Source organism: Pseudomonas sp. FG86 (genome assembly GCF_057808775.1).
In genome coordinates, this window is the sequence record NZ_JBMDIS010000005.1 from 122,393 (window position 1) to 146,360 (window position 23,968).

General features: G+C 59.2%; 31 protein-coding genes. 1 reads left to right on the forward strand and 30 read right to left on the reverse strand.

All coding sequences use genetic code 11. The features are described 5' to 3' along the window. Positions 1–14 precede the first annotated feature (14 nt). From ACODSV_RS05100 to ACODSV_RS05245, 30 genes are all read right to left on the reverse strand, one after another. A complete protein-coding gene (locus tag ACODSV_RS05100; RefSeq protein ID WP_489046094.1) occupies positions 15–1,445 on the reverse strand; it encodes a DNA circularization protein in 1,431 nt (476 codons plus the stop codon). Beyond that, a complete protein-coding gene (locus ACODSV_RS05105; RefSeq protein ID WP_489046096.1) occupies positions 1,442–3,451 on the reverse strand; it encodes a phage tail tip lysozyme in 2,010 nt (669 codons plus the stop codon). Before ACODSV_RS05105 ends, ACODSV_RS05100 begins: the two co-directional genes overlap by 4 nt. A 111-nt stretch (positions 3,452–3,562) precedes the next feature. Then, complete coding sequence (locus ACODSV_RS05110) at positions 3,563–3,853, reverse strand: phage tail assembly protein (RefSeq protein WP_489046098.1); 291 nt, start codon at positions 3,851–3,853, stop codon at positions 3,563–3,565. A gap of 3 nt (positions 3,854–3,856) precedes the next feature. Then, positions 3,857–4,222 (reverse strand): phage tail tube protein, encoded by a 366-nt coding sequence (locus tag ACODSV_RS05115; protein ID WP_489046100.1) that lies wholly within the window; start codon positions 4,220–4,222, stop codon positions 3,857–3,859. 56 nt (positions 4,223–4,278) lie between these two features. After that, the gene (locus ACODSV_RS05120) at positions 4,279–5,757 is read right to left on the reverse strand and encodes a phage tail sheath subtilisin-like domain-containing protein (RefSeq protein WP_489046102.1); all 1,479 of its coding nucleotides are present in this window, start codon (positions 5,755–5,757) and stop codon (positions 4,279–4,281) included. Beyond that, positions 5,757–5,999 carry a DUF2635 domain-containing protein gene (locus ACODSV_RS05125; RefSeq protein WP_489046103.1) on the reverse strand — a complete coding sequence of 81 codons (243 nt, stop codon included), beginning with the start codon at positions 5,997–5,999 and terminating at the stop codon, positions 5,757–5,759. The genes ACODSV_RS05120 and ACODSV_RS05125 overlap by 1 nt, the downstream gene beginning before the upstream one ends. A 2-nt stretch (positions 6,000–6,001) precedes the next feature. Further along, complete coding sequence (locus ACODSV_RS05130; protein WP_489046105.1) at positions 6,002–6,688, reverse strand: phage tail protein; 687 nt, start codon at positions 6,686–6,688, stop codon at positions 6,002–6,004. Beyond that, entirely contained in the window at positions 6,688–7,023 is a 336-nt protein-coding gene (locus ACODSV_RS05135) for a head-tail joining protein (RefSeq protein ID WP_169884232.1), read from the reverse strand. The genes ACODSV_RS05130 and ACODSV_RS05135 overlap by 1 nt, the downstream gene beginning before the upstream one ends. A gap of 235 nt (positions 7,024–7,258) precedes the next feature. Beyond that, on the reverse strand, positions 7,259–8,338 hold the full coding sequence (locus ACODSV_RS05140; RefSeq protein WP_489046107.1) for a major capsid protein: 1,080 nt from the start codon (positions 8,336–8,338) through the stop codon (positions 7,259–7,261). 87 nt (positions 8,339–8,425) lie between these two features. Continuing rightward, positions 8,426–9,121 carry a head decoration protein gene (locus ACODSV_RS05145; protein ID WP_489046109.1) on the reverse strand — a complete coding sequence of 232 codons (696 nt, stop codon included), beginning with the start codon at positions 9,119–9,121 and terminating at the stop codon, positions 8,426–8,428. Positions 9,122–9,148: 27 nt separating this feature from the next. Continuing rightward, the gene (locus tag ACODSV_RS05150; protein WP_489046111.1) at positions 9,149–9,796 is read right to left on the reverse strand and encodes a hypothetical protein; all 648 of its coding nucleotides are present in this window, start codon (positions 9,794–9,796) and stop codon (positions 9,149–9,151) included. 24 nt (positions 9,797–9,820) lie between these two features. Then, positions 9,821–10,699, reverse strand: a complete 879-nt coding sequence (locus ACODSV_RS05155; protein WP_489046113.1) for a S49 family peptidase — start codon at positions 10,697–10,699, stop codon at positions 9,821–9,823. Next, entirely contained in the window at positions 10,699–12,351 is a 1,653-nt protein-coding gene (locus tag ACODSV_RS05160; RefSeq protein WP_489046115.1) for a phage portal protein, read from the reverse strand. The genes ACODSV_RS05155 and ACODSV_RS05160 overlap by 1 nt, the downstream gene beginning before the upstream one ends. Further along, positions 12,351–12,617: a gpW family head-tail joining protein gene (gene gpW, locus ACODSV_RS05165; protein ID WP_489046117.1), complete on the reverse strand. Its 267-nt coding sequence runs from the start codon at positions 12,615–12,617 to the stop codon at positions 12,351–12,353. Before gpW ends, ACODSV_RS05160 begins: the two co-directional genes overlap by 1 nt. Positions 12,618–12,656: 39 nt before the next feature. Next, positions 12,657–14,648: a phage terminase large subunit family protein gene (locus ACODSV_RS05170; protein ID WP_489046119.1), complete on the reverse strand. Its 1,992-nt coding sequence runs from the start codon at positions 14,646–14,648 to the stop codon at positions 12,657–12,659. Further along, positions 14,623–15,222: a hypothetical protein gene (locus tag ACODSV_RS05175; RefSeq protein ID WP_150054840.1), complete on the reverse strand. Its 600-nt coding sequence runs from the start codon at positions 15,220–15,222 to the stop codon at positions 14,623–14,625. Before ACODSV_RS05175 ends, ACODSV_RS05170 begins: the two co-directional genes overlap by 26 nt. A gap of 140 nt (positions 15,223–15,362) precedes the next feature. Next, positions 15,363–15,992 (reverse strand): hypothetical protein, encoded by a 630-nt coding sequence (locus tag ACODSV_RS05180; protein WP_454843296.1) that lies wholly within the window; start codon positions 15,990–15,992, stop codon positions 15,363–15,365. A 26-nt stretch (positions 15,993–16,018) separates the two neighbouring features. Continuing rightward, the gene (locus tag ACODSV_RS05185; RefSeq protein WP_454843294.1) at positions 16,019–16,309 is read right to left on the reverse strand and encodes a hypothetical protein; all 291 of its coding nucleotides are present in this window, start codon (positions 16,307–16,309) and stop codon (positions 16,019–16,021) included. Further along, entirely contained in the window at positions 16,306–16,521 is a 216-nt protein-coding gene (locus ACODSV_RS05190; protein ID WP_150054843.1) for a DUF7940 domain-containing protein, read from the reverse strand. The genes ACODSV_RS05185 and ACODSV_RS05190 overlap by 4 nt, the downstream gene beginning before the upstream one ends. Next, positions 16,518–16,832 carry a phage holin, lambda family gene (locus ACODSV_RS05195; protein WP_223817849.1) on the reverse strand — a complete coding sequence of 105 codons (315 nt, stop codon included), beginning with the start codon at positions 16,830–16,832 and terminating at the stop codon, positions 16,518–16,520. Before ACODSV_RS05195 ends, ACODSV_RS05190 begins: the two co-directional genes overlap by 4 nt. Before the next feature lie 271 nt (positions 16,833–17,103). Beyond that, a complete protein-coding gene (locus tag ACODSV_RS05200; protein ID WP_150054845.1) occupies positions 17,104–17,457 on the reverse strand; it encodes an antiterminator Q family protein in 354 nt (117 codons plus the stop codon). 2 nt (positions 17,458–17,459) lie between these two features. Next, a complete protein-coding gene (locus ACODSV_RS05205) occupies positions 17,460–17,777 on the reverse strand; it encodes a hypothetical protein (RefSeq protein WP_454843291.1) in 318 nt (105 codons plus the stop codon). A gap of 282 nt (positions 17,778–18,059) precedes the next feature. Continuing rightward, a complete protein-coding gene (locus ACODSV_RS05210; RefSeq protein WP_489046123.1) occupies positions 18,060–19,340 on the reverse strand; it encodes a tyrosine-type recombinase/integrase in 1,281 nt (426 codons plus the stop codon). Further along, complete coding sequence (locus tag ACODSV_RS05215; RefSeq protein WP_489046125.1) at positions 19,337–19,768, reverse strand: VRR-NUC domain-containing protein; 432 nt, start codon at positions 19,766–19,768, stop codon at positions 19,337–19,339. The genes ACODSV_RS05210 and ACODSV_RS05215 overlap by 4 nt, the downstream gene beginning before the upstream one ends. After that, entirely contained in the window at positions 19,765–20,061 is a 297-nt protein-coding gene (locus ACODSV_RS05220; RefSeq protein ID WP_489046127.1) for a DUF1364 domain-containing protein, read from the reverse strand. Before ACODSV_RS05220 ends, ACODSV_RS05215 begins: the two co-directional genes overlap by 4 nt. Then, entirely contained in the window at positions 20,058–20,741 is a 684-nt protein-coding gene (locus ACODSV_RS05225; RefSeq protein WP_489046129.1) for a replication protein P, read from the reverse strand. Before ACODSV_RS05225 ends, ACODSV_RS05220 begins: the two co-directional genes overlap by 4 nt. Next, positions 20,738–21,514 (reverse strand): helix-turn-helix domain-containing protein, encoded by a 777-nt coding sequence (locus tag ACODSV_RS05230; RefSeq protein WP_489046154.1) that lies wholly within the window; start codon positions 21,512–21,514, stop codon positions 20,738–20,740. Before ACODSV_RS05230 ends, ACODSV_RS05225 begins: the two co-directional genes overlap by 4 nt. Before the next feature lie 11 nt (positions 21,515–21,525). Beyond that, on the reverse strand, positions 21,526–22,230 hold the full coding sequence (locus ACODSV_RS05235) for a phage antirepressor KilAC domain-containing protein (RefSeq protein ID WP_489046131.1): 705 nt from the start codon (positions 22,228–22,230) through the stop codon (positions 21,526–21,528). 70 nt (positions 22,231–22,300) lie between these two features. After that, entirely contained in the window at positions 22,301–22,723 is a 423-nt protein-coding gene (locus ACODSV_RS05240) for a phage regulatory CII family protein (protein WP_489046156.1), read from the reverse strand. An 83-nt stretch (positions 22,724–22,806) separates the two neighbouring features. Then, positions 22,807–22,986 carry a Cro/CI family transcriptional regulator gene (locus tag ACODSV_RS05245; protein WP_198865814.1) on the reverse strand — a complete coding sequence of 60 codons (180 nt, stop codon included), beginning with the start codon at positions 22,984–22,986 and terminating at the stop codon, positions 22,807–22,809. An 88-nt stretch (positions 22,987–23,074) separates the two neighbouring features. Here ACODSV_RS05245 and ACODSV_RS05250 point away from each other — a divergent pair, with 88 nt between their 5' ends. Further along, positions 23,075–23,926, forward strand: coding sequence for an XRE family transcriptional regulator (locus tag ACODSV_RS05250; protein WP_489046133.1), 852 nt, complete (start codon positions 23,075–23,077; stop codon positions 23,924–23,926). The last annotated feature ends 42 nt before the right edge of the window (positions 23,927–23,968 follow it).

Sequence of the window (23,968 nt, forward strand, 5' to 3'; positions counted from 1 at the left end):
GTCCGGCGAGCCCTCTACCGGGCTAGAGCTTTCACCGTCGTCGACATAAACGCCGGGTGAATCGGGTTTGCCTGCTGGATCAACTCATCGGTACGATTCGTATCGCGGTAGAGCCTGTTAGCCATGGTCAGCGCCGATATAGGCGCGCGAAACGTGAAAGTCTCCAGTGTTGGAAGCGTGGCACCGGTGGTGGTCAAAGCCTTGACCACCACCTGGCGCAGATCGACCAGAGCGCCATAGCTTTCGTCGTCGCCGCTATCGCCCGCCACCAGCAACTCCGCATCAATGAACCCGGTGACCACCCCCATAGTTGACATGGCCTCGTCGTAGGAGGTCGGCACGTAGGCCGCCACAACCTTGCCGATTGAGGCGAGGGCAGAACGCCGCAGCAGAGCGCTGGTGGCGTCCTGTGCAACCCCGCGAGCTGCACCGATAGCCCCGCTGCCAGAAGTGGACGGCGGCGCGTAACCAGCAAGCGAGCCCAGCAATTCAATCGCGCTGCCTGGGTCTGCGATGCTGGCAACGAGCGAATCCATTACGCCCTGTACTGCGTCGGTGAATTGCTGCCCACTGTTTGCATCCAGGCTCGCCGCGGCGTCAACAAGCGTATCCATTGCCGCATCCACGGCTGCGCGATTGGCTGTGTTCTTGGCAATCAGGTCAGCCATGGTCGCACTGCTGTTTTTGGCTTTTTTGCTCGCAATGAGCGCGCTGCTGACATTGCCATTGGCATATCGCCCAAAATCACCGGTCAGAAGGCTGGCCAGGCTTGTAATGCTGCGCACGTCGAGGGTGATGCGGCCCACCAGAACTTTGAAATCAGCGATTACTCCAACTACCATCCCAACAATTGCCTTGCCGAACTTGATGACGCCCTCAACCGCGTTGATCACCGAGGTGACCCCGCCAATCACTTTGCGCACAAAGTCGAGCGCTGCAGAGAGTCCAAGCGCAGCAGCCAGTTTGTCCAGCAGCGACCCGGTCGACGTAGTGATTGAGGGAAATACACGATCGCCGGACTCAATGAATACGATGCTGATTTCAAAGTACCGCCCCATGTCCCAGCGCTCGACCACGCTCAACCCCTCGGAGGGAACGCTGACCTTGAGCGCTCCAAGGGTCGGATGTATTAACGCACCAGGCCCCGCAGCCTCCACTGCCGCGACCAGTAAATCGCGCTGTGCCAGGACGTTGCCACCGCCATACACCAAGCTGTCGGTGACCAGGAAGCCGCTCATGCGGATACGTCGAGTGGAACGCCCCATGTCTTCAACGTAGGGCTTGTCACGCCCTGGGTACTCGTGGAGCGCCAGGCGCCGCCCAAAACGCGCATCCCCCCCGTAAACTGCAAACGGCACACCACGAAATGAGGCTTTGTTGAGCATCTCCGGCCAGGTCTTATTTGAGTCCTGGGCAATTTGAATGATGTCCGACAGCAAACTCATGCAATAGCCCCCATGCCCGAATAGGCGATGCGGCTCGAAGCCTGGACGTTGCCGTCTGACTTGACCTTGGTTTTCAGACCATCGGGCGCGTTTTTATGTTCGATTTCAACCTTGACGCTCCCGCCATTTTGCTGGGCGGCACCTTGGGAGTAAGGGCCTGCCGGCGCTGGTGACGGCGCAGGCATCCTATTGGCGATGACCTCCGCCACAGCAGCCCTTTTTGCAGCGTCGCCGTCCGCATCAGCTGGCCGTTCGTACTTCCGGGAAACGATATCGCCCGCCTCCCTGGCACTTTTCGCTCTACGCAGAAGCTCACCAGCACCCTGCTCCTGGCCTTGAGTGAGTTCGTAGTGAACGAACCCAAGCTGCTCTTCCAGACTGGATCCCTGCATGGGTTTTCCTGCCCATTTCGTAAACTGCTGCTGCCGTGATTCATGCCACTGCGCGGCACCATATGCCCGCCCGCTATCACCCACAGCCGCTGGATTGAAGTTGCTCTCAAGACCAAGGTTTGCACTGATCCCCGCAGCCTGTTCTTTCGTCCACCCTTTTCCTTGAAAGAAGGCCATTGAGCGGCCAGTGGCTTCCTCGTTAATGCCGCCACGTCCCTTGAAGGCACTGCTCAAAACTTCCGAATCAGAAACCTCTGGGAGGCCTTGCGCGCGACGAATGCGAGCAATTTCCTTGCTCTCTCCATCGTTAAGCGATGGGGAGTACACCATTGCAGCAACCCCCGCGGCGGCGGCAGCAAGCCATGCACCAAGGCCTGTACCAGCTGCGCCGGCGGCACCAGCACCAACTGCGGCGCCTCCGCCCACTCCAGCACCAGCTGCGCCGGCGGTGGTAGTTGCAGCGCCAGCGGCAATTGCAGCCGATTCCCATCCAAGCAGCAGCTTAGTGAAGGCCAGCACCCCAGCGCCGCCCCGAACGAGCGTTACACCCAGAGAGAGAACGCTACCGATCAGCCCTGCGTTCATCACGCCTATAACCAAAATCGCGGCATTCTCCCAGCCACCGAGCCAATCAACTACTTTCCCGACCCCCTTGCCGAAGTTGATGATGCCGTCGCCGATCTTCTTCCACTCGACCTTGTTGATCCAAACGGCGAAGCCTTTGGCCCACTCGCCGATATCGCTGGCAATCAAATCGCGATTCACCGCTAGCCAATTGGTGAATTGATCAACCAACGGCTTCATAACGGGGATCAACTTATCGCCGATAGCGTTTTTAGTGCCATCGATGACGATATTCAGGCCGGCCAGGCTCTGCGAGAACTCCTTGCCACGCTGTACGGCATCGTCACTCATGACATAGCCCAAGCGTTTTACCGTTGCCTCGTAGCGCTCAATGCCAGCAGCCCCCTCACGCAGGAATGGCAGCATGCCGCCCAGCCCCAGGTTGTTCGCTATCAGTGCTTGAACCTGCGGACTCTTCTGGCTGGCAATCGCGGTGGCAATGGCCTTGTACTCCCCCACCACATCCCAAGAACCGTCCTTGGCTTTTTTCAGGCCGATACCGAGCTTGTTCAGCATCAACAACGCGCCTTGGTTACGCCCCCATTGCGCGTCCTGCATGGTGGTCGCCAGGCTGTTGAGGCTGCCCGTAGCCAATTCGGTATCGATGCCAACCATCTTGGCGGCGCCCTGGAAGGTCTGCAGCTGATCGGCAGAAATACCGATCCCGTGCGCACTGTTGTCAATCGACCTACCAAGCTTTGCCCAGTTGACGGCCAGCGCCGCTACACCAGCCACCGAGCCAATACCCGTAATAGCGGCCATCGGAGCAACTATGTTGCTGATGCTACGAGCGGCGCCGCCTGCTTCCCTGCCGATATTGGTGAGGTTCTTGCCGATGCGCTCAAAGCCAAGCTCACGGCCGAGGCTTTTGAAGGACTTTCCGACCTCTTCAAAGGGGCGGGTCATGCGGCTGACAGAGTCATTGACCTTGCGAACGGTCGCCGAGGCCTTATCAACCGCGTTGATCGTGATCGTGAAGGTATTAGCCATCTGAGTTACCCGCCATGCGAATGGCCTGTCTGTTCCATTCGATCAGTTCCTTCAAAGTGAGCGACCATGCATCGCGCGGCCCCCAACCGTAATACTTGGTGAGCTCGGCAATCAGCTCTGGCCAGCCTCCTCCGCCTGACCAGCTTCGGTAAAACCCTCGAGAAACTTGTTCGCCGCGACCAAATCGCGTTTGCTGAACTTCTCGACGACACTGCGCGGAATTGCGGCCACCAACGAAATCAATGTGATCGCAGATCCGATCATGGTGTCGGCCCGAGCCGCTTTCTCCATCTCGCCCGCAGTCGGCTCGCGGAGCTTGATTTCGTCGTAGGTGATGGCGCTTTCAGCTTTTCCGATGACTACTGGCTTGCTGAGGGTGATGGTGATTTCGTCTTCAAACATGGATCAATTCTCCGTAACGGAAGGACCTTCCCACTTCACTTCAATAGTGGCATCGGAAGATTTGGATTCTTGTTGGTCAGTGGTCCACATGTTGCGACCAATGATGGTTTTGCCATTGGCGAGTTCGGCGACGACGGTGGCGTTGTTCATCGCATTGATGTCGCTAATGCTGAGGTTTGAGGCATCACGCAGTGTGGCGGCGATGTAGCCGGGCTGCGGCGTTTCGCTGTAGCCGTGAATGCCGTCCTGCCCCTTCAAGGTTTCCCGGGACACGCCGGAAATCTTGTAAGAGAAGTCGGCGGCCAGCATGTAGCTCACGCCGTCGATGGTCAGGTAACAGGTACCGGCGAGGCGGTTTGGGTCAGCCATAATTTTCTCCAGGCGAAAAAAAACCGCTCAAGGCGGCAGTGGACGATAAGCCCGGGTTACAGCCGGAACTGGGCCAGCAGCGCAAAAATGCGCAGTTGGTTGATCAGGGTCCCAGGCCAGAGCACGTCGACTCGGTTAGGGTTGGTTCGGTTCTGCTCGACGATCAGCTCCTTGGCGAATGCCTTGGCATCCTGGACAAACCCGTCGTACTCCAGCGCCCCGTATTGAGCGATCAAGTCAGCCTTGATGATTTTCGGCGTAACGATCGCTGAGCCAGGCGCAAAGCGAGTGCCGTCGGCTGCCAGCTTCACCCGGGCATATTTGGAAGTCACCAACGACCGCTGGGCACGCAATACGTACATCAGCAAGAACAAGGTCTCGATCTGCAGATAGCTGTCATCTGCAGCACCGAAGCTGTTCTCCTGATATGTGGTGATCAAGTTATCGATCGCCACCGTGCCATCGCTCGCCACAGTGAATGTGGAGATACCGTCCCACAGCAGCGTGTTGCGCTCGCCCAGATCAAACCGCGAAGGAGCCGGCGGCGCCAGCACCGTACTCAGCGTCAAGGTTTGCAGCGGCCGGCCCGGATCAGCACGCAGTGCCACCGCCGCGGTACCCGCCAAATCAGCCGCCCAGATCCAGGCAGGCGACGGAGAGTCATTGAAACCCATGATCGACTCATGCTGGTTGTTGCGAGCGTTGCCCGCGGTGGCCAACGTCGAGAGCGTGCCGCGCTGGGCAGCGAAGATGTGCCCATAAATCTGGCTGGCATAACTCCAGCGACCGGTTTTGTCGTTGAGCAGGGTTTTCAGTGCATTCAAGGACGCCGTATCGGTGTACGGGCTGACAATGAAATCGAAGGCCTCGTCACCCAGGCTAGCCAGAGCAGCGTCGAGCACAGGGTTTGTTGCACCGGCGGCCATGGCGGTGATGGTCAGCGTCAGCCCAGCCGGTGTTACCTCGCCGCCTGCGGTTCCCAGATAGTTCAGGCGCAGGTCAATGTCGTTGCCGGTCGCCCCCTTGTTCTTGGCCGTAAACTTCACGGTTGCGTCGGTAGCCACGGCCGTCACCGGAAGATTTCCGGTGCTATTGACCAAGGCAGCGAGGCCGGTAGCAATGTCCGCCGCGGGCTCAGCGGTAGCCACAGCGAAAGTGAGAAGTTGGCCGGCGATGTAGAGCGAGACGACACCTGTGCCACTGGGTGCGCCAGCGATCAGCAGAGACCCGCTCGCAGCCACAGAACCCTCGGCGTCTGCCAGCGGCAAAAACCAAACTTCACCAAAGTTATCCGAGGCTTTATAGGCCGCGGTCATCAGTGCCAGCATCGATCCCAGGCCGCCTTTGGATTGGGCATCGCTCACACCCTGTCCGAGCACCGGCACATTAACCACGCCGTTACCATTGGCAGTGATCTGCCCGATGATCAGGGTGCGCTGAGTTTGTGCGCCGCTGTTGGCCTGGGAGTTATCGACCTCGGCATAAAACAGAGGAACCCGCAGGTTCGAGGGAATATTGCTAAATGGGACGGTCATTAACTGTCGCTCCCTTGGGAAGTTTCAGGCTTGGTGATCTTGGCCGCCGGCGGCTTTTCGTCGCCTGCCTGTGGTGAATCAGGCGAGGTTTCCGACTTAGGCGGCGTGCATGTAACGTCATTGCAAGAGAGCCGGCGAAGCCAGTAGTGATCGTTGTCCGCGACCTCTCGACCGTCTTCCGGCAGAGCATCGCGTTTGACCGGGTCGCGTACCAGCAACCCTGGAGATGGATAAATGCGCATGATTACTCCTGCGGAAATTCGAACGAAAGACCACCCTCCGCTCGCCCATCAGGGCCAACATCGCGCGGCGCCGGTGTGACGGAATCGGGAAACGGTGGATCGGCATAAGTGCCTGTTGGATCAAATACGTTGTGCAGGTCGTTGGTGACGCTAAGGCCGTCCAGCGGAGTAATCGGCTGCACAACGGACTCAGCAACCGGATCAAAAGGCGGATGATCGGAGGCTTCTTCCATCGGATAGAATTCCTCGGGGCCCTGGTAGAACTCCATACCGACATCCATGACGAGCTCGCCTAAGTTCTGATCGCCCTCATCACTTTCAACCATCTCGGACCGGATAAAAGGAAACTGCTGAAGGCGACTCATCAGTGGCGGAAAGTTGATCAGCGCCCTTTCAATCTGACGCTGTATCCCCTCTAAAGCCAAGATCATCGCCGCAGCCGCGCCGTTTTTGGGCAAGGCCTTTAGCTGGATGCGAGCACTGATCCGGATCGTTGCTGTCACTGTAAACTGTGGCCCTCCCTGGCGCCCCAGTGACTCCTTGTCTTCTGCCGGAGAGTGAACCCAGATGATCGGGTAGCTTCCGCTCCATGTCGGCCAGGTTCTGGCGGCGAACACATTGTTGCCGGCTGCGGTTCCCGCCTTGAGGGCTTCGGCAGTGATCTGCCGTAACTCGGAAGTCGTGGTCATCACATTTCACTCAGCATCAATTTTGCCCAGCCATGACTATCAGGCCGAACCTCCATCACCAGGTATCGCTTGGCGATACTCGGGATGTAAATCTCATCGTCCTGAACAGGCGGCTCACGAAAGGTCGAAAGCCGCACACCCAGCACCGGCTGCGTTGATGTAACACCCACCAGGGGGTCAATCAGCTCGACCTCCCGATAGGCCGAATCGAAAACGCCGTCGATGGGGTATGCCTGGCGCCCGACCGGGTAGTACGTCACCTGCCCTTCCGGTCGCTGACCTTCGCCAAAAATGGTTTCAAGCGGCCCCAACACCAAGCTGTCCCAGTCGATCATCAGGCGATCCTCACGCTAGGCCCTGCCGCCACCGAGACATGCGGGCCTGTTTGAGGCTTCTCGACTACGTTGCCATCGGCCAGAAAGCCGAGTTTGATCAGAGACTCGACCTCATCCTTTGGCACCTTGACGGTGCCTCCAGGCCCAACGCTTTTACCATTGACGCCGACCACGGTTCGGCCATGAGCCACGACGGCCTCCACGACAGAGGCCCCCGTTCCGGGTGCGCCGGCCATCAGCCTTTGCTCGGCGGAGTGCACACCTTCGCGGCAAGGCAGGCGTTAACTCGGCTTGGAATGACCAGCGGCGAGCTCTGCATCAGCAGGATGCGTTGAGCGGGGTCATTCTCGACCCAAGTCTTTGGCGCGTATGGCATGGCCTGGTAGTTGAAGTTTGGGTCAAGGATCGAACCGAAGGCGCGGGTACCGAGCAGTTGCTGGCCGGACATCAGCATGTAGCCATCAGGCAGCATTGGTTGCTCAACGCCGTTGTCGTCAATGAACCACTCGTTGTAGAGCCACAGGTCGTACTGACCCCAACGCCCCTTGTAGACCGCACCCGGTGCGATCTGTGGGCCAATGTTGATGCTCCCCGCCTCGGACTGTTTCGGGAAGAAGATGGCGCCGAATACTTTCTCGTCGTTGGAGAAGGTCTGCCAAGCCGAGGTAGTGAACACCAGATCCGTTGCCTGGGCGCCGGAGAGCTGGAGCATCAGCGTTTGCCATTCTTCCAGATTGTTCGCCGGGATGGTGTCGCGGCCTGCGGCGTTAAAGTTGGCCTTGATACCCCACTGCAGATTGCCGGAAAGAGCGATGCTCAACTGGGAATCTCGACCGAAGTCGACTACCTCAGTTTCAAAGCCTTCGCCCGAAACAACCACCTTGCCAGTGAGCAGCGCCGACGCTGCCATCCACTCGAGACGGCGGTCCAGCATATCGATTTGGTCGGCCATCTCGAACGCAACGTTGGCCATCTCGCGTTCACCGGCAGTCATGGTGCCGCCGCCGATGCGTTCGCCGATCTGGCGCATGATCGGCTTGCGCAGGTCCGGAGCGCGCTTGTCCTTGATGTAGGCCGGCTTGTAGGTGTTGGTCTGGTAGCGGCGCTGCTCAACCAGCTTGCCCTGTACCAGCGGACTGATGAAGGGGGCCATGCGACGCAAGCCAACGTCGATGTCGATGGCAACGAACTCGGTCTCCGAGCTCTGAATGTTCGGGAAGAACTTATCGAGTAGGAATTTCTGCGGACGCTTGAGCGTCGGCACGACCTGAATCAGGTCGGTGGTGCTAAAAGGAAACGAACTGGCGGCGGTCATGGGCCTCTCCAAAGCAAAAAATGCTGAATCCAACCCACAAAAAAACCCGCTTCAGCGGGCCTTTGTGGGCGGTGGGTATGGGCCGGATTACGGCGCCGAGTTATTCGACGGGGAAGCCGCCGAGAGTGAGGTTTTGGCAAACAGGCTGTACGGCCGCATCGCCGATACTAGGGCCGGGAGCGACCAGGTTGGGCTGTAAATCAGTTGGGCGGCATTGAATTCGCCGGCCACGTACGCACCAGCTGTCACCGGGCCATCCGTTGCATCAGCATCGTCGACCAAAATAGCGAGCGGAACCTGGCTGCCGTCGGTCGCCGTCCGAACGCACTCGACATAGGTACCGACCGCATCAAAGACGTTGACGGTGAAGCCATCACCTACCACAAAGGCCGTGGCACCCGCAGTGATCGTCAGATTGATCTCGGCGTGTGCAAACGCGGCGCCGACAGTTGCATCGCCCAGCGCCACGCCTTCGGGGTTGGTAACGCCGAAGGTGGTAGCAGATGTCGCCAGCAGCACGTAGCCACCGGTTTCAACGGCAGAGCCAACGGTGACCGCTGACACTGCGCCGTTGCCGGTGTTGCCTGGCTTGGCGATGACCTGGACCGGACTTACGGTTTGCTGCCCCAGGACCGTGCCGCGCTTGAGTACGCCAGCAGCCAAAAGAATCGGCTGGGTGACCAGGTTGCGGGCATCGGCAATCAGCTGATCAGGGATGTACACCTGTGCCTGAACGCCCGGTCTTTGTGGGTTGTCTCGAATTTCAGTTGGAATCAGCGACATGCTGTTGATCTCCGTTTGGCGTTGAGGTTACTGGGGCTTGGCGCGGGCGGCTGCCGCGATGATTTTTTGGGCGATTGGCGACATGTTGGAAGACTCCACGCCACCATCGCCCCCGGCGCCGACATTCGGCACGTCAGCTGCAGCCATGCGGTCTTTCAGCTTGCTGCCGCGACCGCTTACCGATCCAGCAGCGTTAAGTGCACTGATGGCAGCTGCAGCAGACATGTTGGTATCGAATGCGAACACCCCAGCCTGCTCGGCGTTACCCGACTTCAGGCCGTGAGCCATGATCTGGGCGCACCGGGCGCGCTCTTTGGCAACCGCAGCTTTGCTGGATTTCGGATCGTCCTGATCATCATTATCCTCGACCTCCGACTCATCATCGTCATCCTCGGCTCGCTTGGCTTTACGGCCTTTGGGGTCGTCGCTCTTATCGTCAGGGTCGTCCTTCTCCCCCTTTGCTTTGCGTGCCTTTTTGTCGTCTTCATCGTCCTCGAGGTCATCTTCCTCGGCACGCTTTGCCTTACGACCTTTTGGGTCTTCCTTGTCATCGTCGCCGTCATCCTCTTCGGCGCGGCGCGCCTTGTCTTTTTCGTCATCCCCCTCATCGGCGTGCTTGGCGAAACCCAGCAGGTGCGCGAAGGTCGCAGCAGCAGTCATTCTGCTTCTGGTCATGGTCAATCCTCTAAATGGTGAGAGCTAGGCCAGCTGGGATAGCAGTGCCCGGAAAGCGGCATCGGGGGCCGCGACAACATCGGCCAAGCCCGCATCAATCCCGGCAGAGCCGAGGTAGGTACCAGCCTGGGTTGCGCGGACCTTGCTGGCCGCGATGTTTCGGTTGCGGGCCACGGTCTCTACGAACAATTCGCCCATAGCGTCGATATCGCCCTGGAACCTCGCCAGCGCATCAGCTGACAGTGGGATTTCTGAATGGCCATCTGCCTTGCGATCGCCGTAGGTGATGAACGTCACCTGAATGCCGGCCGATGTCAGCGCCTTGGAAAAATCTACATGCATGCAGATCACGCCGATGGACCCAGTGCCACCGGTGCGCGGAACGTAGATACGGTCCGCAGCACTGGCGATCGCGTAGGCAGCCGAGTACGCCGACTCGTTGAGAATCGACCAGATCGGCTTGGAGCCCCGGGCGTTGTAGATCGTATCTACCAGGTCGAAACACCCGGAGACCTCGCCGCCAGGTGAGTCGACATCGAGCACGATTGCAGCGACCTGCGGGTCATACAGTGCGGTCAAGAAAGCTTGCCGTAACCCGTCATAACCTGTCATGCCACTCCAAGGCCGGAGGGTGCCGGTCTTCTGCACCAGCGTTCCGTGGACAGGAATGACCGCCACGTTGCCGACCAGGTCATACCCGCTATCACGGGATTCTCGGTCGGCGTAGCTGTATCCCTCCCCCTCCAATGCCATCGGTGTTAGGTCAACAGCATCGCCGCTGACCCGCATCACTCGACCGATCCCCATGCGCTCGGCCAGGGCGGCCATGATGACCTCGGCCTTTTCCGGGCGGATCGCCACCGGCACATTGAAGAGCCGTTGAGCAAGATGTCCAAATTGCATTAAGTCGGCCTCGGTTTCTGTATGGCGTCGTCCGCCGATGTGTATCCGCCAGGGATCTGCATGCCGGCCCAGGTAGGAGCGGGAATGCCAAGTTCTTTGAACTTGTCGATCTCGCGCTTGCGCTGTTCCAGTACTTCTTCGTAGTCCAGCCCCTGCTCCATACATTCCTGTTGAAGCGTGGATAGACCGGCATCCATTCCCAGCACCGCACCCTGCTTCTCGGCCACCGGATCAATCCAGCCACGGGCAGGCCCCATCCACTCGGCTCGCGAGTACATGGATCGGCACTCCATAAATTCGGGAGCGCCGTGGGGTAGCGGGTAGTCGTCGACCTCCATGGATTCCTCCATGAAGCACCCCAACACCGGCTGCGCAGTGTTATTGGCGAAGTCGTTGCGACGGCGGGTCAATGTTTTAAATGCTTCCAGTAACGCGCCACGGGCCGAGCTGTAGTTGGTGTCAGACCAGTCGTGCGACATCTGCTGCGCAGAAAGCCCAGTGGCCGAGGCAAAGTTGCGCAAGAACGATTTTTCGAACCCGGCGAAATTCGCGTTCGGCCGCGTGGCTGTCACCGCGTTGATCTTTTCCCCCGGGAACAGGATCGGAACCCGCGACTCGCCCAACATGGTTTTTCGGCTTGCGTGATAGTCCGCCCGCTGATCTTGATAGGCCGACAGGTTGTCATCGTCACCCACAGCCTCGGCCACCAGATTGTGATCGAACGGGCTTTCAATGTAAGCGCCAAAGATCGAGTTGATCACCGCCGCGTCCAGTTCGACCGCGTCGTACTTGGCCAGCATTTTCATGCGCTGCAGGATCGGCGCGAAAATGCCGGAACCGCCGCGGTGCTGAGAAGCCCGGTCATGATCGAAGTCGTGAATGATGACCGGCCGCCCCCACTCGGTTTCCCGCGGGATCTCTTCCCAGGTCACGCTATCGGCGGCGTTCCACCAGTCGCCTTGGTGCGCCTTGCGAATCCAGTAGGACTTCGCCGCGCCGAAGGCATCGAGCACCACCCCGCCGCGCGACGAATTCGAATCGAACTGCTGCTGGGGGTTACTCAAACGGTCAGGGTCGATTAGCTGCATCGCTGTACCGTACCGAGCCCGCCCGGCGCCTATCCGCTCCGGGATGTAGCAGGCCTGGATCAACGAGTCGCCATCAATCAGCTTATGCCGAAAGCCAAGGCGCATCATCTGGGTGATAGTCAGCGACCGTTGCGCATCGCAATAGCGACCAGAGTCAAAGGCCCAGGTCCGATAGTGCGCGCTGGCCACCTGGGCGAATTCATGCGCCCATGTCGCATCAAACGCTTTTTTACCGGTGTAGGCCGCCAGTGCGCGCCAGTCCGGCTTGATCAGTGGTCGGAAATGGCCGCCGATGGCGTTGTCCAGAATGCGAGTGACGGCGCCCGAGGCCCAGCCATCGTTGCGCACAAGATCACGCACCCGAGCGACGATGCGATCGCGATACATGTTGAGGTCGCCATCAGGCGAACCCAGGTAAGGGTTCCACCCGGCAACGTGTTCACCATGGATGTCGGCGGCGTCGTAGGGAGCGCCACCGCCAGGCGCCAGCATTTTCCCCCGACTCGGCCGTAGAGGCTGGATCGGCTTGCCGTCGAGCCCAACAATCGATACGGGATTGGTCATCACTTAAACCTGAATGTGAGTGGCCGGCGGGCACGGGTGACGATGCCCAGCTGTTGCTGAAGCATCTGAATAACGTTTGCCAGTTGGGCAATATTGGCGCGGGTGTAGGTGATGCTTTTCGAGCCATCGCCCTGGGTGTACGTTGCACTTTCAACCTTTCCGCCCGAGGAAAGCTGCAGGTAGGCCTGCTGGGCATTTTGCAAAGACACCTGCAACGACTCCCGGGGCATGCCCGCCAACAGGCTGCTTGGACCGTAACGGCTCATGGGATTACTCCAGCTATGCCCCGCCGAGGCGGGAAAGATCTACGCCAGCCGGCTGGCCAACGTCTTTTTCTTGGTGGGTTTTGCCTGAATGACGCGCGGGCCAGTGGCTTGGCCCTCATTGCCCTCTTCCACTGTGGGCTTCTGCTTCAGCAACTCGGGACGGTGAACGGGCGTGCCAATCGAAGCGTTCACCTCTTCCGCGCGCTTGTTGAGTTTCAAGCCCATATGCATAAGCCCGCACAACGCTGCATACGCATAGACGCGGCAGTCGAGTGCTTCGTTGGCCCTGCCGTTTGGCAACTCCCAGACACGGTAATGTTGACCGCCAGATGTTTTCCTTACGGATCGCTCTGCTGTCAGTTGCGCGAAGTAGTTGATGTCTCGGCTTACCGGGAAGTGCATGTAGCCAGCACCCGGATCCACAAGGTGAAGCCTGGAACGAACCGAATCCTTGGCTGCGTTAACGCCGAGGATCACTGGCCGGAATGACGACTTGTTACGCCGGCTGGGCGTCTTCGTCGGCCATATAGGAGAACGCTTGCCACCAACCGCTGACTCGCCTTTGACGGCCCATACGCGACGGCCGAGGCGCGCCTTCGCAAACTCATAAACCTTTTGGGTGTGGTGACCGCCGGAGTCATGACATACAGCCATGACTTCAAAGCCCCTGCCGTCAGCCCGGAACCAGATGCGCCGCAAATATGCGTCCAACCGATTCCAGGGGTCCGGTGTTTCCAGGTCGCCCTGGATGACCTCGAAGTCAATCGACCAGCTCTCTTCGTTCAGCCCCCAGCCGACCACCTCGCATTCAAAGCGGTCGCCCTGGGTATCGACCCCAACGGTCACAACGGCAACGCCGTCTGGCACTTCTGCGCCCCACACTTCACAGCGGGCCGCCAATCGATCCTCCTGAAGCGCCCTATCACCCCGATCCTCGTATGTCTCACCCAGCACCAGGTTGACGAAGGTTTGACGCATCAACGGGTCATCCTTGACCTCCAGCCACTCGGCTACCAGCTTGTGCCATGCCGCATTGACGAAAAGGCTATAACCAGCCCAGATGTGGAATCCGGCATGACCCGCAAACGGCTTGGTCGCCCGCCACTCACCGCGCTCAACCATCTCGTCTTTGTCGACTTCACGGATGACGCAGCCCGTAGCCTTGCAGACGTAAAACACGCTTTCTGGAATCCCTGCACCGCTCTCGTCTTTATCCCACTTCATGCCATAGGGCGTGTCAGGGCCACCCCACTCCAGCACCTGGTATTCACCGCAGTGGGGGCATGGAACGAAGTATTTGCGCTGGTCGCTGTTGGCGTAGCTCTTTTCGATCCGGCTTTCGCCTTTCACCGTAGGCGTGCTGCCCATGATGATTTTCCGGTTCCAGAAGCTTTCGGTCCGCTTGATGCCCAGCTTGATCTGGTCGCCTTCCTTGCCAGCACCCATTACTGGGTAGCCATCGACCTCATCGAACATCACCACGCGCGCGGTAATCCGCCGGAACCCGCCTGGGCTGTTCGCACCGACAAACGCCATCGAGGCGCCGTTGCGGAACATCCGCTTGTTGATCTTCTGCTTGGAGTCCTTCCTTTTGAGGTCTCCCACAATTGCCTTTAGCACCGGGGTATCCCGAAGCATCGGCTCAATTTCGGTGACGCTGTAGTCTTCCGCGTCCTCTACCCGGGGCTGGACAACCAGGACGGGCGCCGGGTCCTGGTGGATGAAGAAGCCGGACGCATGGTCCATGATCTTGGTGTAACCGACCCGCGCCGACTTCATCACTGAGACAATCTCGACGGTAGGATCGGTAATCGCGTCCATGATCCCGTTCTGATAGGGGAACGCATGGAACCGGCCCGTTTGGGCGCTAGTCTCCCCGGATAGCATTGCGTATTCAGCGGCCCACTGGCTGAGTGTCAGCTTCGGTGGGGGCTGTATATTGCGTCGTCGGGCATGGAGCAAGCCCGCTTCCAGAGCAGCATGACCCTCGGCGTAACGACGCACCTCATCGGTTGATCCCTTCTCCGTCACGGGTCAACTCCTCAAGCGCTTCAACAATAAGTCCATACATGGCGTCCTGAACCTCCAGCACTGTCTTCAGGCGATGAATCCGAGGGGCATTCTCTGAGGGGATGGCCAGGAGTCTGGTCCGAACTTTCGCGTATTCCTCACCGACGGCGCGGGTCACATCCTCGACGGCCACCACCAGGCGCGATTCGCGGTCGTATTCCAACTGCTCGCGCAGGGCCAGGTAGTTCTCCTTGACCCGCTTGGCCTCATCGATATTCATGTTCGCACCGGTGGCGATCAGGATGCGGGCAGTAGCCTGCTCGACCGTCTCACCGGGCTTGATTGTTACCCGCGCAGAAGCAGAGGTAACAGCCGACTTCTTCGGTGAAGTCTTGTTACCCACCAGCGTTTGGGTAACAGGATTTTGTTCTTGGGTAACAGCATCCAAGCCGTCACGGCGGTACCTGGCGATCAATTCATTTGACGCCTCAACATCAAGATCGCCGCCCTGAAACACAAGCCAGCCGCGCTCTTTCCACTTTGTGACAGTCTTGCGACTGACGCCATGGAGGGTTGCGAACTCGCTCTGATTCATGGGGGAGCCTTGTTACCTGTTACCCAAATTGAAAAATTTCGCAGCTAGAGAAACAGCGCGGCGCGCAATGCCCTCGATGTCGAAGGCCTCAGGAGGGACCCAAGCATGGGGGGTGCACCATTGCGGTGCAATTACCACCCTCAGCGCGCAGACGCCAGGGCTTTGGCCATAGCCTCACCGAACACCGCGTTGAACCTGCGATCTACCAGCGCCTTTGCTCGGCTCCGATAGTTCAATCGTTTGTTCACGGTGAGCGAATCACCGAAGCGAATCAGCAGCTTCAAGTGAGCCGGCTGCTTTCGCTTAGCCGGAATGCGCTGCCATACACCGTTGATTGTTCCGGACTTCGAATTCACCGGACCGATGAAGATATCCTTGCGGGCCTTCAACCGATCCAGCACCTTGCGTGGCAGCTGTCCATATTGATCGAGCTTGATGTTCTTCGGGTTGAAGAGCGCTCGACCAGATAGAACGTGGCTACCACCATCCTCATACGGCGCCAGGTACTTGGCCGCGATGGGCCGAACAAACACCGTGGCCGTGAGCGTGTCTTTACGGGCACCTCGTACACCAACTGACTTCTGGGTGAATGGCTTGGGCTTCTTGAAGGTCGCGGCAATGTTCTGGATCTCGTCAGCCTGAACCTCTTTGGCCAAGGCCGTCAGTGCTTGCGCAGTAGCGAAAGCAACCTGCTTGTAGGCCAAGGCCGAGAGCGATTTGGTGATCTCCTTCACATTGGCCCGGACCGAAATATCAAACGCTCCAGCCATATACCACCTCGACAGACAGCCTCTGATTAAAGCGCTTTCTTCGCCAGAGCCACAGCCTCACCCCAGAATACAGGGAGCTCATGGCCGAGGGCGGAGAGGATGGTTTCGAGCTTGGCGATCAGGTCGGGCGCCGGGGCAGCGACGGGCGCTGGCTCACTAACCTGGGCAACAGGCGCCGCATCAGGCACCACGACAACCGGCGCCGACGATGCAATGGCGACTTGTACTTCTACTGGCAATTCGGACATGACTGGAGCCTCTACGAAAGGTTTCGCAATCCATGCGACGATTGATTTCAGGAAATTAGGAGCTTTCATTCTTGCCCCCCGTCGGGCTGCGACTGGGACAGAACCCGGACGACGGCGACACCGATACCCAGTGCCATGTTGATGGCCGCGTAAATCAGCGGGTTGACCGTACCCTGGAATACTGTCCAACCAATCGCCCCGGCATTCAGTACCGAGCCGGCCAGGGCCAGCCGAACAGACCAAAGCCGATGCCAGCCACCCGCCCCGTCTATAAGCTTCATAGCTCATCCGCCTTGCGCTCAGACCAGCGCTTGCCGAGTTGTCGAACCTGATCAACTCCGAGAATGCCGACGAAGCCGGCAGCGAAGAAAGACCACCCGCTGCTCAACCCGAACTTCTGCACCGTCAGGCCTACCACCATCACGATTAAGGCCCCAAGGACAGACTCAATAATTTGGCGGACAGGCTTGGTCTCTTTGCCGTCGTACTGAATTCGCAACCAGATCAGGAGGAATGTCAGGACCATGGCCAGCCCGTTGTCACGCAGGGCATTCAAAACCATCGCCCAGAAGGAGGGGTCTTTTTCGGGCATGATTTTCAATCCGAAGTCCTCCCTTCTGGGAGTAGAGGAATAAAAAAGGCCGTCAGGTGGCGGCCAAACGCTGGGGAGCAGCGGCGAATAGGTCAGCCCCGGCAGCACTCCCAGCTCGGAGCGATGGGTGTGGTGGAGCCGAAAACGAAAAAGCCCCGGCAAATGCCGAGGCTCAAGAAAGTGTAGAAAGCAAAAAGCCCAACTCAGGGCCGGGCTTTGCTCGCGGAAAAACCGCAAAGTAACTGAAATCTATATGCAGGGACCGGGGCTGTCAAGCGGCCTGACGACGAATGTCTAAAGCCCCGTCTATCCAGGCAATGCCAGCTTTCCAGAGCCCGCGCGTCTTCTCTTCGCCGAAGCCCATTTTCTTGCCGACTTCCATCAGCGACGTGTCCCGGCTGGTGTAGTAGCGCATCAGCACCTGGCCACATTCGGGGTAGCGCTTGAGCAGGCGACCCATCAGACCATCGATCATCAAGGCGTCGTCGTCGGTGATCATCGGCGAAAGGATGGTGTTCTCTCGGGACGCGCAGCAAGACACGCCAGAGCCCAGTACAACCCAGCGGCCCCAATGCTCCAGCAGATCTTCGGCGGTGCGTTCTTTGAAGCTCGGCGTGAAGGCCATGATCAGTCCCCTGTGTAGTTGGTGCCGCCGGCGCCGCGGCGGTTGTTCTGGTTGTATTGCGCTTCAGCACCGGAAGGCTTGAAGCAGTTGAACTGCGCGATCTGATGCTCGGCGGCCTGGAGCCGGATGCTCAGTTGAGTCACCAGCACCTCCAGCGGCAGCGCCTCACCGGTTTCGGCGGTGACCCAGCCCGAGGCGTTGCACTGCACGCAGGCCAGCTCATGGAAGATACCCTTGATCACCGCACGACCGCGGCATGTCGGGCACTTCGCCAGGTCGAGCTGAGCAGCGCGGAAGGCAGGACCGTGTGATTTCTTCATGCTTTCACCCAGCGGCGCACTACAAGCTCACACCCTGACATCAGTGCGACGCCGTTGCATTTACCGACATGCGACTTCCGAGACCTGCATCCGCAATGGCAAAGCTTGCGGGACTTCGGCACCAGCGCCTCCATATAGCGGATGTGCTCAGGGAGGCCGCCGACCTGGCCCCAGCCCTCCATTCCGCCGCGCATTGCAGCTGACCGCGCTGCCGGCGATAGAGAATTCAGGTAGGTCTGGGCGGGGGCACTGCTCTTTTTCATCATTTTTAAACCTCGCCTTTTATGGTTTCTGGATTTGGCTAGAGGCCACGTCATTCAAGGCCTCGACGTCATTGTGCGAATTTCCGTTTCTAGTCATGGTCGAGCGGTGAATCAGGCCAAAGCCCTTCCCGTCTAGCCAGTCATGCCACTTGTTCAAGGCCTCGCGCTTGAGCAGTTCCGCCGAGGTATGGATGTAGGTCTGCACGTTGCGGGTCATGGTGTGGTTCACCAGCATCTCGCCGATCAGGAAGTCGACGCCCAGGTCAGTCCAGCCGGTGCGGGCAACTTTGCGCAGGTCGTGACTGGTCCACTCGCCCTTGCCTAGCCTGGTGGAAACAGCGCAGGCCTGGCTATCGCTGATCGGACCACGACCGCGCGCCGGGAACACGTAGGTGCCCTTGTAGCCCTTGGCCGCCTGCCAGTCCCGGTACCGTTCCAGCAACGCGCACACCTGATGGGTGAGTGGGAGGTGATGCTCGCAGCGGGTCTTGGTGTTCTCGGTGGGAATGAACCACTCGCCCTGCTCACCCAGGGTGAAGTGGGACCACTGCGCTTGCCTGGTCTCGCCGGCGCGGGTGCCGTGGCACAGCATCATCAGGGCCAGCATGCAGTCCTGTGGGTGCTGGTCGAAGCCGGCGGCCAGGTCGCCGATCACTTCCTCGAGCTGCACGGCCCGCAAGCGTGACGGCTTGGGCTGGATTCGGGCCTTGGTGAAGTCAGTGAACTTGAAACCGGCAATGGGGTTGGCGGTGATCAGTCGCAGCTTCTCGGCCTGGCGGAACGCGACCACCAGCACTCCCCACATCAGACGGACGTAGGACAGGGACATTTCAGCCTGCATCGGCCACATCACCAGCTTATCGAGGGTGGAACGGTCGACGTCTTCCACGGCGATATCGGCGAGCCGCGGCTTCAGGTGGCAGGAAATGATCGAGGTGTTGGTAGAGCGACGCTTGGACGACAGGCTGCGGTCAACGGCCTGGCGGGCGGTGAACCAGTCCAGCAGCTCGCCAACGGTCTGCAACGTGCCCGCGGCGGCTGATGCCTTTGGGTCGGCTGCCAGGCGTTCGCGAATTTTCGGCAACGCACCGATCAGCCCCTTCACCGGGAGCTGTGGGAACGCAGCGATCTTCTCCCACTTATTGCCCGACACCAGGTACCAGGTCCCGCGCTCACGGTTTTGGTGAAAGCGGAAGTAAACCCCAGGGTAGCGGGCGTCCCGCAGGTCACGGATGGCGGTATTGCCGGCCTGGCGGCGGATCTCGGCATCGGTAAACGAAGTGAGCATTGTCTGTGTCATGCGGCGGCCTTGGTTTGAGGTTGAAGAAGGTAGGCCCTGATTGCCTCGATAGCGTCGAAGTGCCCACGGCAGACGATGGCCAGGTAACCCTGATCGGTCAGCGCCTGCAGATACGCGTCCTGGGCCGGGGACACGGCGGCGTCGTGCGGCGCGGTCGCCTTGAATTCGATGTACAGGCCGAAGTACCCGCCGCGCGCCATGGGCAACACCAGATCGGGGACGCCGGCCTTCACGCCCTGCTCTTTCAACTTGATAGCCACCAGCTTGTGCCGGTGCCCACCGTTCGGGACGTGGTAGATCAACTTCGCGGCGGCGGGATAGCGCAGGCTGATTTCCTTGATCAGGGCTGCCTGCTCCAGGCCCTCACGGTCAATTGACTTGGCGCGCGCTGGCTTCGCGCTGAAGGCCTTCGGGCAGAACGCTTTCAAATCTTCACCTTCCCTTCACGAATCAAGATGTCCTGGGTGCGCATGACGCCCTCAGCCAGAAACAGCCGGATCTCGTATTTGGTCAGTTGCCCAGGCGCGCGCAGGCGCCCGTCGGCGATGTCGTGGCAGTAACCGCAGGCCCATGCGGCCTGGAAATCGTTGGGCTTCATGCCCATGCCGCAGGTGCCGGCCAGGCGGTAGTGCGCCAGGACGGTGGTAGACGGTTCGCACGAGCAGCCCGGAAATCGAACCTGGCAATCGCGGTCACGCGCGGCAGTGGTGAGCTTGCTCATCGGGAGCCTCCCGCACGGCGTGCGCGCAACTCGGCCAAGGCTTTTCTCCCCACCTCCGGCGTGATCCTCGGCTCCAAGGCCAGCTCTGCTACCGGTACAGGTCCCAATTGCTCGCCCTGCCAGATGCGGCGGCACTGGATCAAGTACTGCTTCTCGAAGCTGGCCAACCCAAGCTCGCGCGACAGAAGTGGCAGGCTGTGGAAGCCCGCGGCCGCCGTAGCGTGGTATACGGCTGGGTGATACCACTTCGAGCAACCGCGCATGGCGGGATGACAGTTGCGGAGCGCCTGGGCGTAAGCAGATTCGACGCTGGGCAGACCGAGGCCTTCGGGGGCAAAGCACCAACTGACAAACACGCCGGGGGCAGGTACGAAAGCCGACTTGCTCGCGCTCACAACGCGCATTCCGTGATCGATTTGCTCCATCCTGGTGATGCCCGAACGCATGAACTCGCCCAACCATTCCAGCTTCGAAGCGTTCATGACAGCCTCGGTTGGCCAGGACTGCCGCCAGGCTCCGCAAGCACCGCGCAGACGTAGGAAAAGGTCGTCAATTACCGCCTGGGTTGCAGGATCCACAGCAACGACTGCTGGCGATTGATTGGGGCCCTGATAGGTTGGATCAGTCCGGCGGCTAGCAACCAACTCACCTACGGCGACAGGCTTGTTTGATCGGTTCACAGGCGTACTCCTTTCGCTGCCCAGTCATCGCCGGACGATCCGTCCTCGCTGCCGGCAGCGGCAGCGTCCTGCGCGCGCTCTCGTTTGATCCAGCCGGCCAGCTTGAAACACCAGCCGGCGGCCGTGTCCATAACGGATGTTTTGGCGACGAAGAAACCCTTGAAGCCGGCCAGCAGTTCAGCGGTCAGAGCGTCAGCTGGCATCCCGGCGATTTTCAGTTGAGTTTGCAGCGCGTCTTCCGGCGGCACGAATTCGGCGAACATGGCGAAGCGCTGGCGATCATCCTGCGGTTCCAGAGCCTGGCGATCTTGCTCAGCGATCAACTCGGCAAGCTCGCGCTGCTGCTGCTCTTCGGTTCCTTGATGGTTAAGTGATGGATTGGGTGCAGCCGCTGCACCCCGTTCTGTTCCAGGCTGCACCCCGTTCTGTTGTGAATTGCACCCCGTTGCGCCATCTGCACCCCGTATTGCACGGGGTGCAGGATTTGCACCCCGCAATATTTGAAGGTCATATACGACTGGGCGGCGATCATGGCGATCGATGTGCACTGCGGCGATGGCCTGGTTACCTTTCTTGATCAGTCCGGACTGCTCCAGGTCGTCGAGCTTGTAACGAACGGTCCGCTCGGACAGCCCGGTATCCTGCGCAAGCGTGGAGGCGGATGGAAAGGCGCCCGTGCCGTTAGAGCCGGCGTAGTTGGCCAGGCAAAGCAGCACGTGACGCGCGCTTGAGTCTTTGAGTGTTTGAACGGGCAAAGAGAGCGCCCAGGACATTGCTTGAACGCTCACAGCGAGTTTCCTTGGATTTGTTCAGCGAGAGTGGTGATGCCCTTCCGGGTGACCATGACCTGCTCGACCACCTTGAGATCTTCCTCGGCGCCCTTGCCTACCTTGACCAGCTTGTGCTCGAGCAGGCCGGCGGTGAGGCGGGGTTGGTACGCAGACCAGGCCGAGAACGCGGCGCGGCGGTATATCCAGCGGTTGTCGCTGAGCCACTTGAAGAGCTTGAGAGGGCCTATGCCGAGTTGCTTGGCAGCCGTGGTGATGCAGATCGAGCCGTGGGTACCGGACAGGCGCTCCAGGGCTTGAACCTTGGGCGCCTGCTGCTGGATGACCTGGTGCAGAGAGGCGTTCTGCTTGGCCTGATCGGCGGCGAGTTGGAGAGCTTCGGCGAAGTTGGTAGGCAGCGACATGGAGTGTCGCGACACCTTTTCTAGTTCCTGCAATCGTGTCACGACACGATGACGAAGAGGGATGCTGTAGCCGGTAAGCAAGGTCTCGGTCAGGACGCGATCTAGACGAACTTCCGAGGTGCGGCCGCGCTCATCCGTATATCGAACTGCCTGGCTCAGATCTGAGCCAGCCTTTTCGAGCGACTCAAGCATCACGCTCACATCCCTAAGGACGTTCTTGTGCTGCTTACCGGTGAGCTCAGCAATCTCCCGGCTCGACATGGTGACGGTATTGCTTGGAGCAACAATCGTGTTCATAATGGCCCCACAGTGTTTTACAAGTTGTTGAAAGAGCCGGGTTGCAGCCCGGCTTTTTTGTGCCTGAAATTCAGGCAGCCTTAAGCGATTCGCGCAGGACCTGCAGCGCGTCTATCGCTTCAAGGATTGCTTTCTCGCCCTGGGCTTTTTCGTGCTGGCTGATGTGGTTGTCCGCCGCAGCATCGAAAATCAATCGACCAACATCACCGCATTCCGCGGACAAGAGGCCCAGCGCGGCCATCAGCGGTTTTGCTTTCGGCTTTTCACGAGCAGCGAGGTCAAAACCGAATTGGTCAGCGAGCGCCATCAGCGGGCGCATATCTTGTGTGTGGAGCAGCACGCCAAACAGATGCTCGATCGTTAGGTGGTGCGCCGCGTTATCCGGGTTTGAACGCTGCAGAAGGCTCACGTGAGCCATGCACATTTTCCCTGCCAGCTCCTCTGCCCCGCTTTCCTTGATGGTGGTGTGGCAAGCCCTCAAGAAATTTTCCATTCGTAAAACCTCGATTTTGTTTCCGTGGATGCTCGCCACGGTGTGCGCGATCATTTGCCCTACGGATCAACGACAGGGACGACCTATGCAGCGGATTGTTTTTTGTCGGCCTTCAACTGGCCGTTGGTCACCAGCTCAAGCTGGTACTGGCGGAGCTGAGGAATTTCATCGCCCCACTGCCGGACCGCCTCGTATGTGATTCCGAGCGCTTTGGCCAAGGGAGCAATCCCTTTGAAATAATTGATAGCGTCGGCACGGTTCATGGCTGACTCCTTGTGATGTGCGCCAATTCAAGCATGCTTGTGTTTACTAAGCAAGCATGCTTGCCAAGCTAACTTGTAGATTGCTCGCATGAAAATTACTGATCGAATTACTGCCCTCGTCCGTGCTCGCAAGCCAGAGGTCGGCGCACGCGGGTTCAAGCGCGACATAGCGACCACTTGCGGAGTCAGCTACGAGGCTGTGCGCCAGTGGTTTGCTGGTGACACAGGCAACATCAAGAATGAGAATTTGAAGGCGATCGCCGACGGCTACGACACGACAGTCGACTGGCTGCTGAGTGGGAAAGGCGAGCCGCCGCGCCGCATGACTCCAACCCGATCTACCGAGGATTCTGGAAAGTCATCGGCCGACATCGTTCAGCAGATGCTGGCGAAGCACGGGAAGAATCTGTCTGATGTCGCAAAGCAGAAGATCGCAGAAGCCGTTGCTGAAACGGCCAACGAAGTAAAGTCTGGCAATGTCATCCCTGCGGATTTTTCAGGCCTTCGCGCCAGGGCCGACGAGGTTCTGATTCCTCAATACGACATCCGTGCCGCCATGGGCCATGGCCAGGTACCGCCAGATTACAGCGAGACGGTCCGCAACCTGATCGTGCGTGAGGACGTGTTGCGAGAGAAGGGTGTGACATTCACCACTTTGAACGCCCTCGCCGTGATTACTGGCTGGGGTCAGAGCATGGAAGGCACGATCAATGACAAGGATCCTGTCATTGTTGACCGTGGAGTGAATGAGTTCATCGGTGATGGGATCTATGTGATCACCTGGCACGGCCTGCTCTACATCAAGCGCCTGCAGATGTCCGACGAGGATCATTTTTGGCTGATCTCTGACAATGAGAAGCACAAGGACCAGCAGGCCAGGATCGACGACGTGACAATCCACGCGAAGGTTTTGCTGATTTGGAATGCCAGAAAAGCCTGACCTGACACAAAACAAGAAAGCCCGCCAATCGAGCGGGCTTTT

What these genes read in the sequence shown, in the direction of transcription:
- ACODSV_RS05100 (WP_489046094.1), bottom strand. Translation starts at nt 1,445, where the DNA reads ATGAGTTTGCTGTCGGACATCATTCAAATTGCCCAGGACTCAAATAAG.
- ACODSV_RS05105 (WP_489046096.1), bottom strand. Translation starts at nt 3,451, where the DNA reads ATGGCTAATACCTTCACGATCACGATCAACGCGGTTGATAAGGCCTCG.
- ACODSV_RS05110 (WP_489046098.1), bottom strand. Translation starts at nt 3,853, where the DNA reads ATGTTTGAAGACGAAATCACCATCACCCTCAGCAAGCCAGTAGTCATC.
- ACODSV_RS05115 (WP_489046100.1), bottom strand. Translation starts at nt 4,222, where the DNA reads ATGGCTGACCCAAACCGCCTCGCCGGTACCTGTTACCTGACCATCGAC.
- ACODSV_RS05120 (WP_489046102.1), bottom strand. Translation starts at nt 5,757, where the DNA reads ATGACCGTCCCATTTAGCAATATTCCCTCGAACCTGCGGGTTCCTCTG.
- ACODSV_RS05125 (WP_489046103.1), bottom strand. Translation starts at nt 5,999, where the DNA reads ATGCGCATTTATCCATCTCCAGGGTTGCTGGTACGCGACCCGGTCAAA.
- ACODSV_RS05130 (WP_489046105.1), bottom strand. Translation starts at nt 6,688, where the DNA reads ATGACCACGACTTCCGAGTTACGGCAGATCACTGCCGAAGCCCTCAAG.
- ACODSV_RS05135 (WP_169884232.1), bottom strand. Translation starts at nt 7,023, where the DNA reads ATGATCGACTGGGACAGCTTGGTGTTGGGGCCGCTTGAAACCATTTTT.
- ACODSV_RS05140 (WP_489046107.1), bottom strand. Translation starts at nt 8,338, where the DNA reads ATGACCGCCGCCAGTTCGTTTCCTTTTAGCACCACCGACCTGATTCAG.
- ACODSV_RS05145 (WP_489046109.1), bottom strand. Translation starts at nt 9,121, where the DNA reads ATGTCGCTGATTCCAACTGAAATTCGAGACAACCCACAAAGACCGGGC.
- ACODSV_RS05150 (WP_489046111.1), bottom strand. Translation starts at nt 9,796, where the DNA reads ATGACCAGAAGCAGAATGACTGCTGCTGCGACCTTCGCGCACCTGCTG.
- ACODSV_RS05155 (WP_489046113.1), bottom strand. Translation starts at nt 10,699, where the DNA reads ATGCAATTTGGACATCTTGCTCAACGGCTCTTCAATGTGCCGGTGGCG.
- ACODSV_RS05160 (WP_489046115.1), bottom strand. Translation starts at nt 12,351, where the DNA reads ATGACCAATCCCGTATCGATTGTTGGGCTCGACGGCAAGCCGATCCAG.
- gpW (WP_489046117.1), bottom strand. Translation starts at nt 12,617, where the DNA reads ATGAGCCGTTACGGTCCAAGCAGCCTGTTGGCGGGCATGCCCCGGGAG.
- ACODSV_RS05175 (WP_150054840.1), bottom strand. Translation starts at nt 15,222, where the DNA reads ATGAATCAGAGCGAGTTCGCAACCCTCCATGGCGTCAGTCGCAAGACT.
- ACODSV_RS05180 (WP_454843296.1), bottom strand. Translation starts at nt 15,992, where the DNA reads ATGGCTGGAGCGTTTGATATTTCGGTCCGGGCCAATGTGAAGGAGATC.
- ACODSV_RS05185 (WP_454843294.1), bottom strand. Translation starts at nt 16,309, where the DNA reads ATGAAAGCTCCTAATTTCCTGAAATCAATCGTCGCATGGATTGCGAAA.
- ACODSV_RS05190 (WP_150054843.1), bottom strand. Translation starts at nt 16,521, where the DNA reads ATGAAGCTTATAGACGGGGCGGGTGGCTGGCATCGGCTTTGGTCTGTT.
- ACODSV_RS05195 (WP_223817849.1), bottom strand. Translation starts at nt 16,832, where the DNA reads ATGCCCGAAAAAGACCCCTCCTTCTGGGCGATGGTTTTGAATGCCCTG.
- ACODSV_RS05200 (WP_150054845.1), bottom strand. Translation starts at nt 17,457, where the DNA reads ATGGCCTTCACGCCGAGCTTCAAAGAACGCACCGCCGAAGATCTGCTG.
- ACODSV_RS05205 (WP_454843291.1), bottom strand. Translation starts at nt 17,777, where the DNA reads ATGAAGAAATCACACGGTCCTGCCTTCCGCGCTGCTCAGCTCGACCTG.
- ACODSV_RS05210 (WP_489046123.1), bottom strand. Translation starts at nt 19,340, where the DNA reads ATGACACAGACAATGCTCACTTCGTTTACCGATGCCGAGATCCGCCGC.
- ACODSV_RS05220 (WP_489046127.1), bottom strand. Translation starts at nt 20,061, where the DNA reads ATGAGCAAGCTCACCACTGCCGCGCGTGACCGCGATTGCCAGGTTCGA.
- ACODSV_RS05230 (WP_489046154.1), bottom strand. Translation starts at nt 21,514, where the DNA reads ATGTCCTGGGCGCTCTCTTTGCCCGTTCAAACACTCAAAGACTCAAGC.
- ACODSV_RS05235 (WP_489046131.1), bottom strand. Translation starts at nt 22,230, where the DNA reads ATGAACACGATTGTTGCTCCAAGCAATACCGTCACCATGTCGAGCCGG.
- ACODSV_RS05240 (WP_489046156.1), bottom strand. Translation starts at nt 22,723, where the DNA reads ATGGAAAATTTCTTGAGGGCTTGCCACACCACCATCAAGGAAAGCGGG.
- ACODSV_RS05245 (WP_198865814.1), bottom strand. Translation starts at nt 22,986, where the DNA reads ATGAACCGTGCCGACGCTATCAATTATTTCAAAGGGATTGCTCCCTTG.
- ACODSV_RS05250 (WP_489046133.1), top strand. Translation starts at nt 23,075, where the DNA reads ATGAAAATTACTGATCGAATTACTGCCCTCGTCCGTGCTCGCAAGCCA.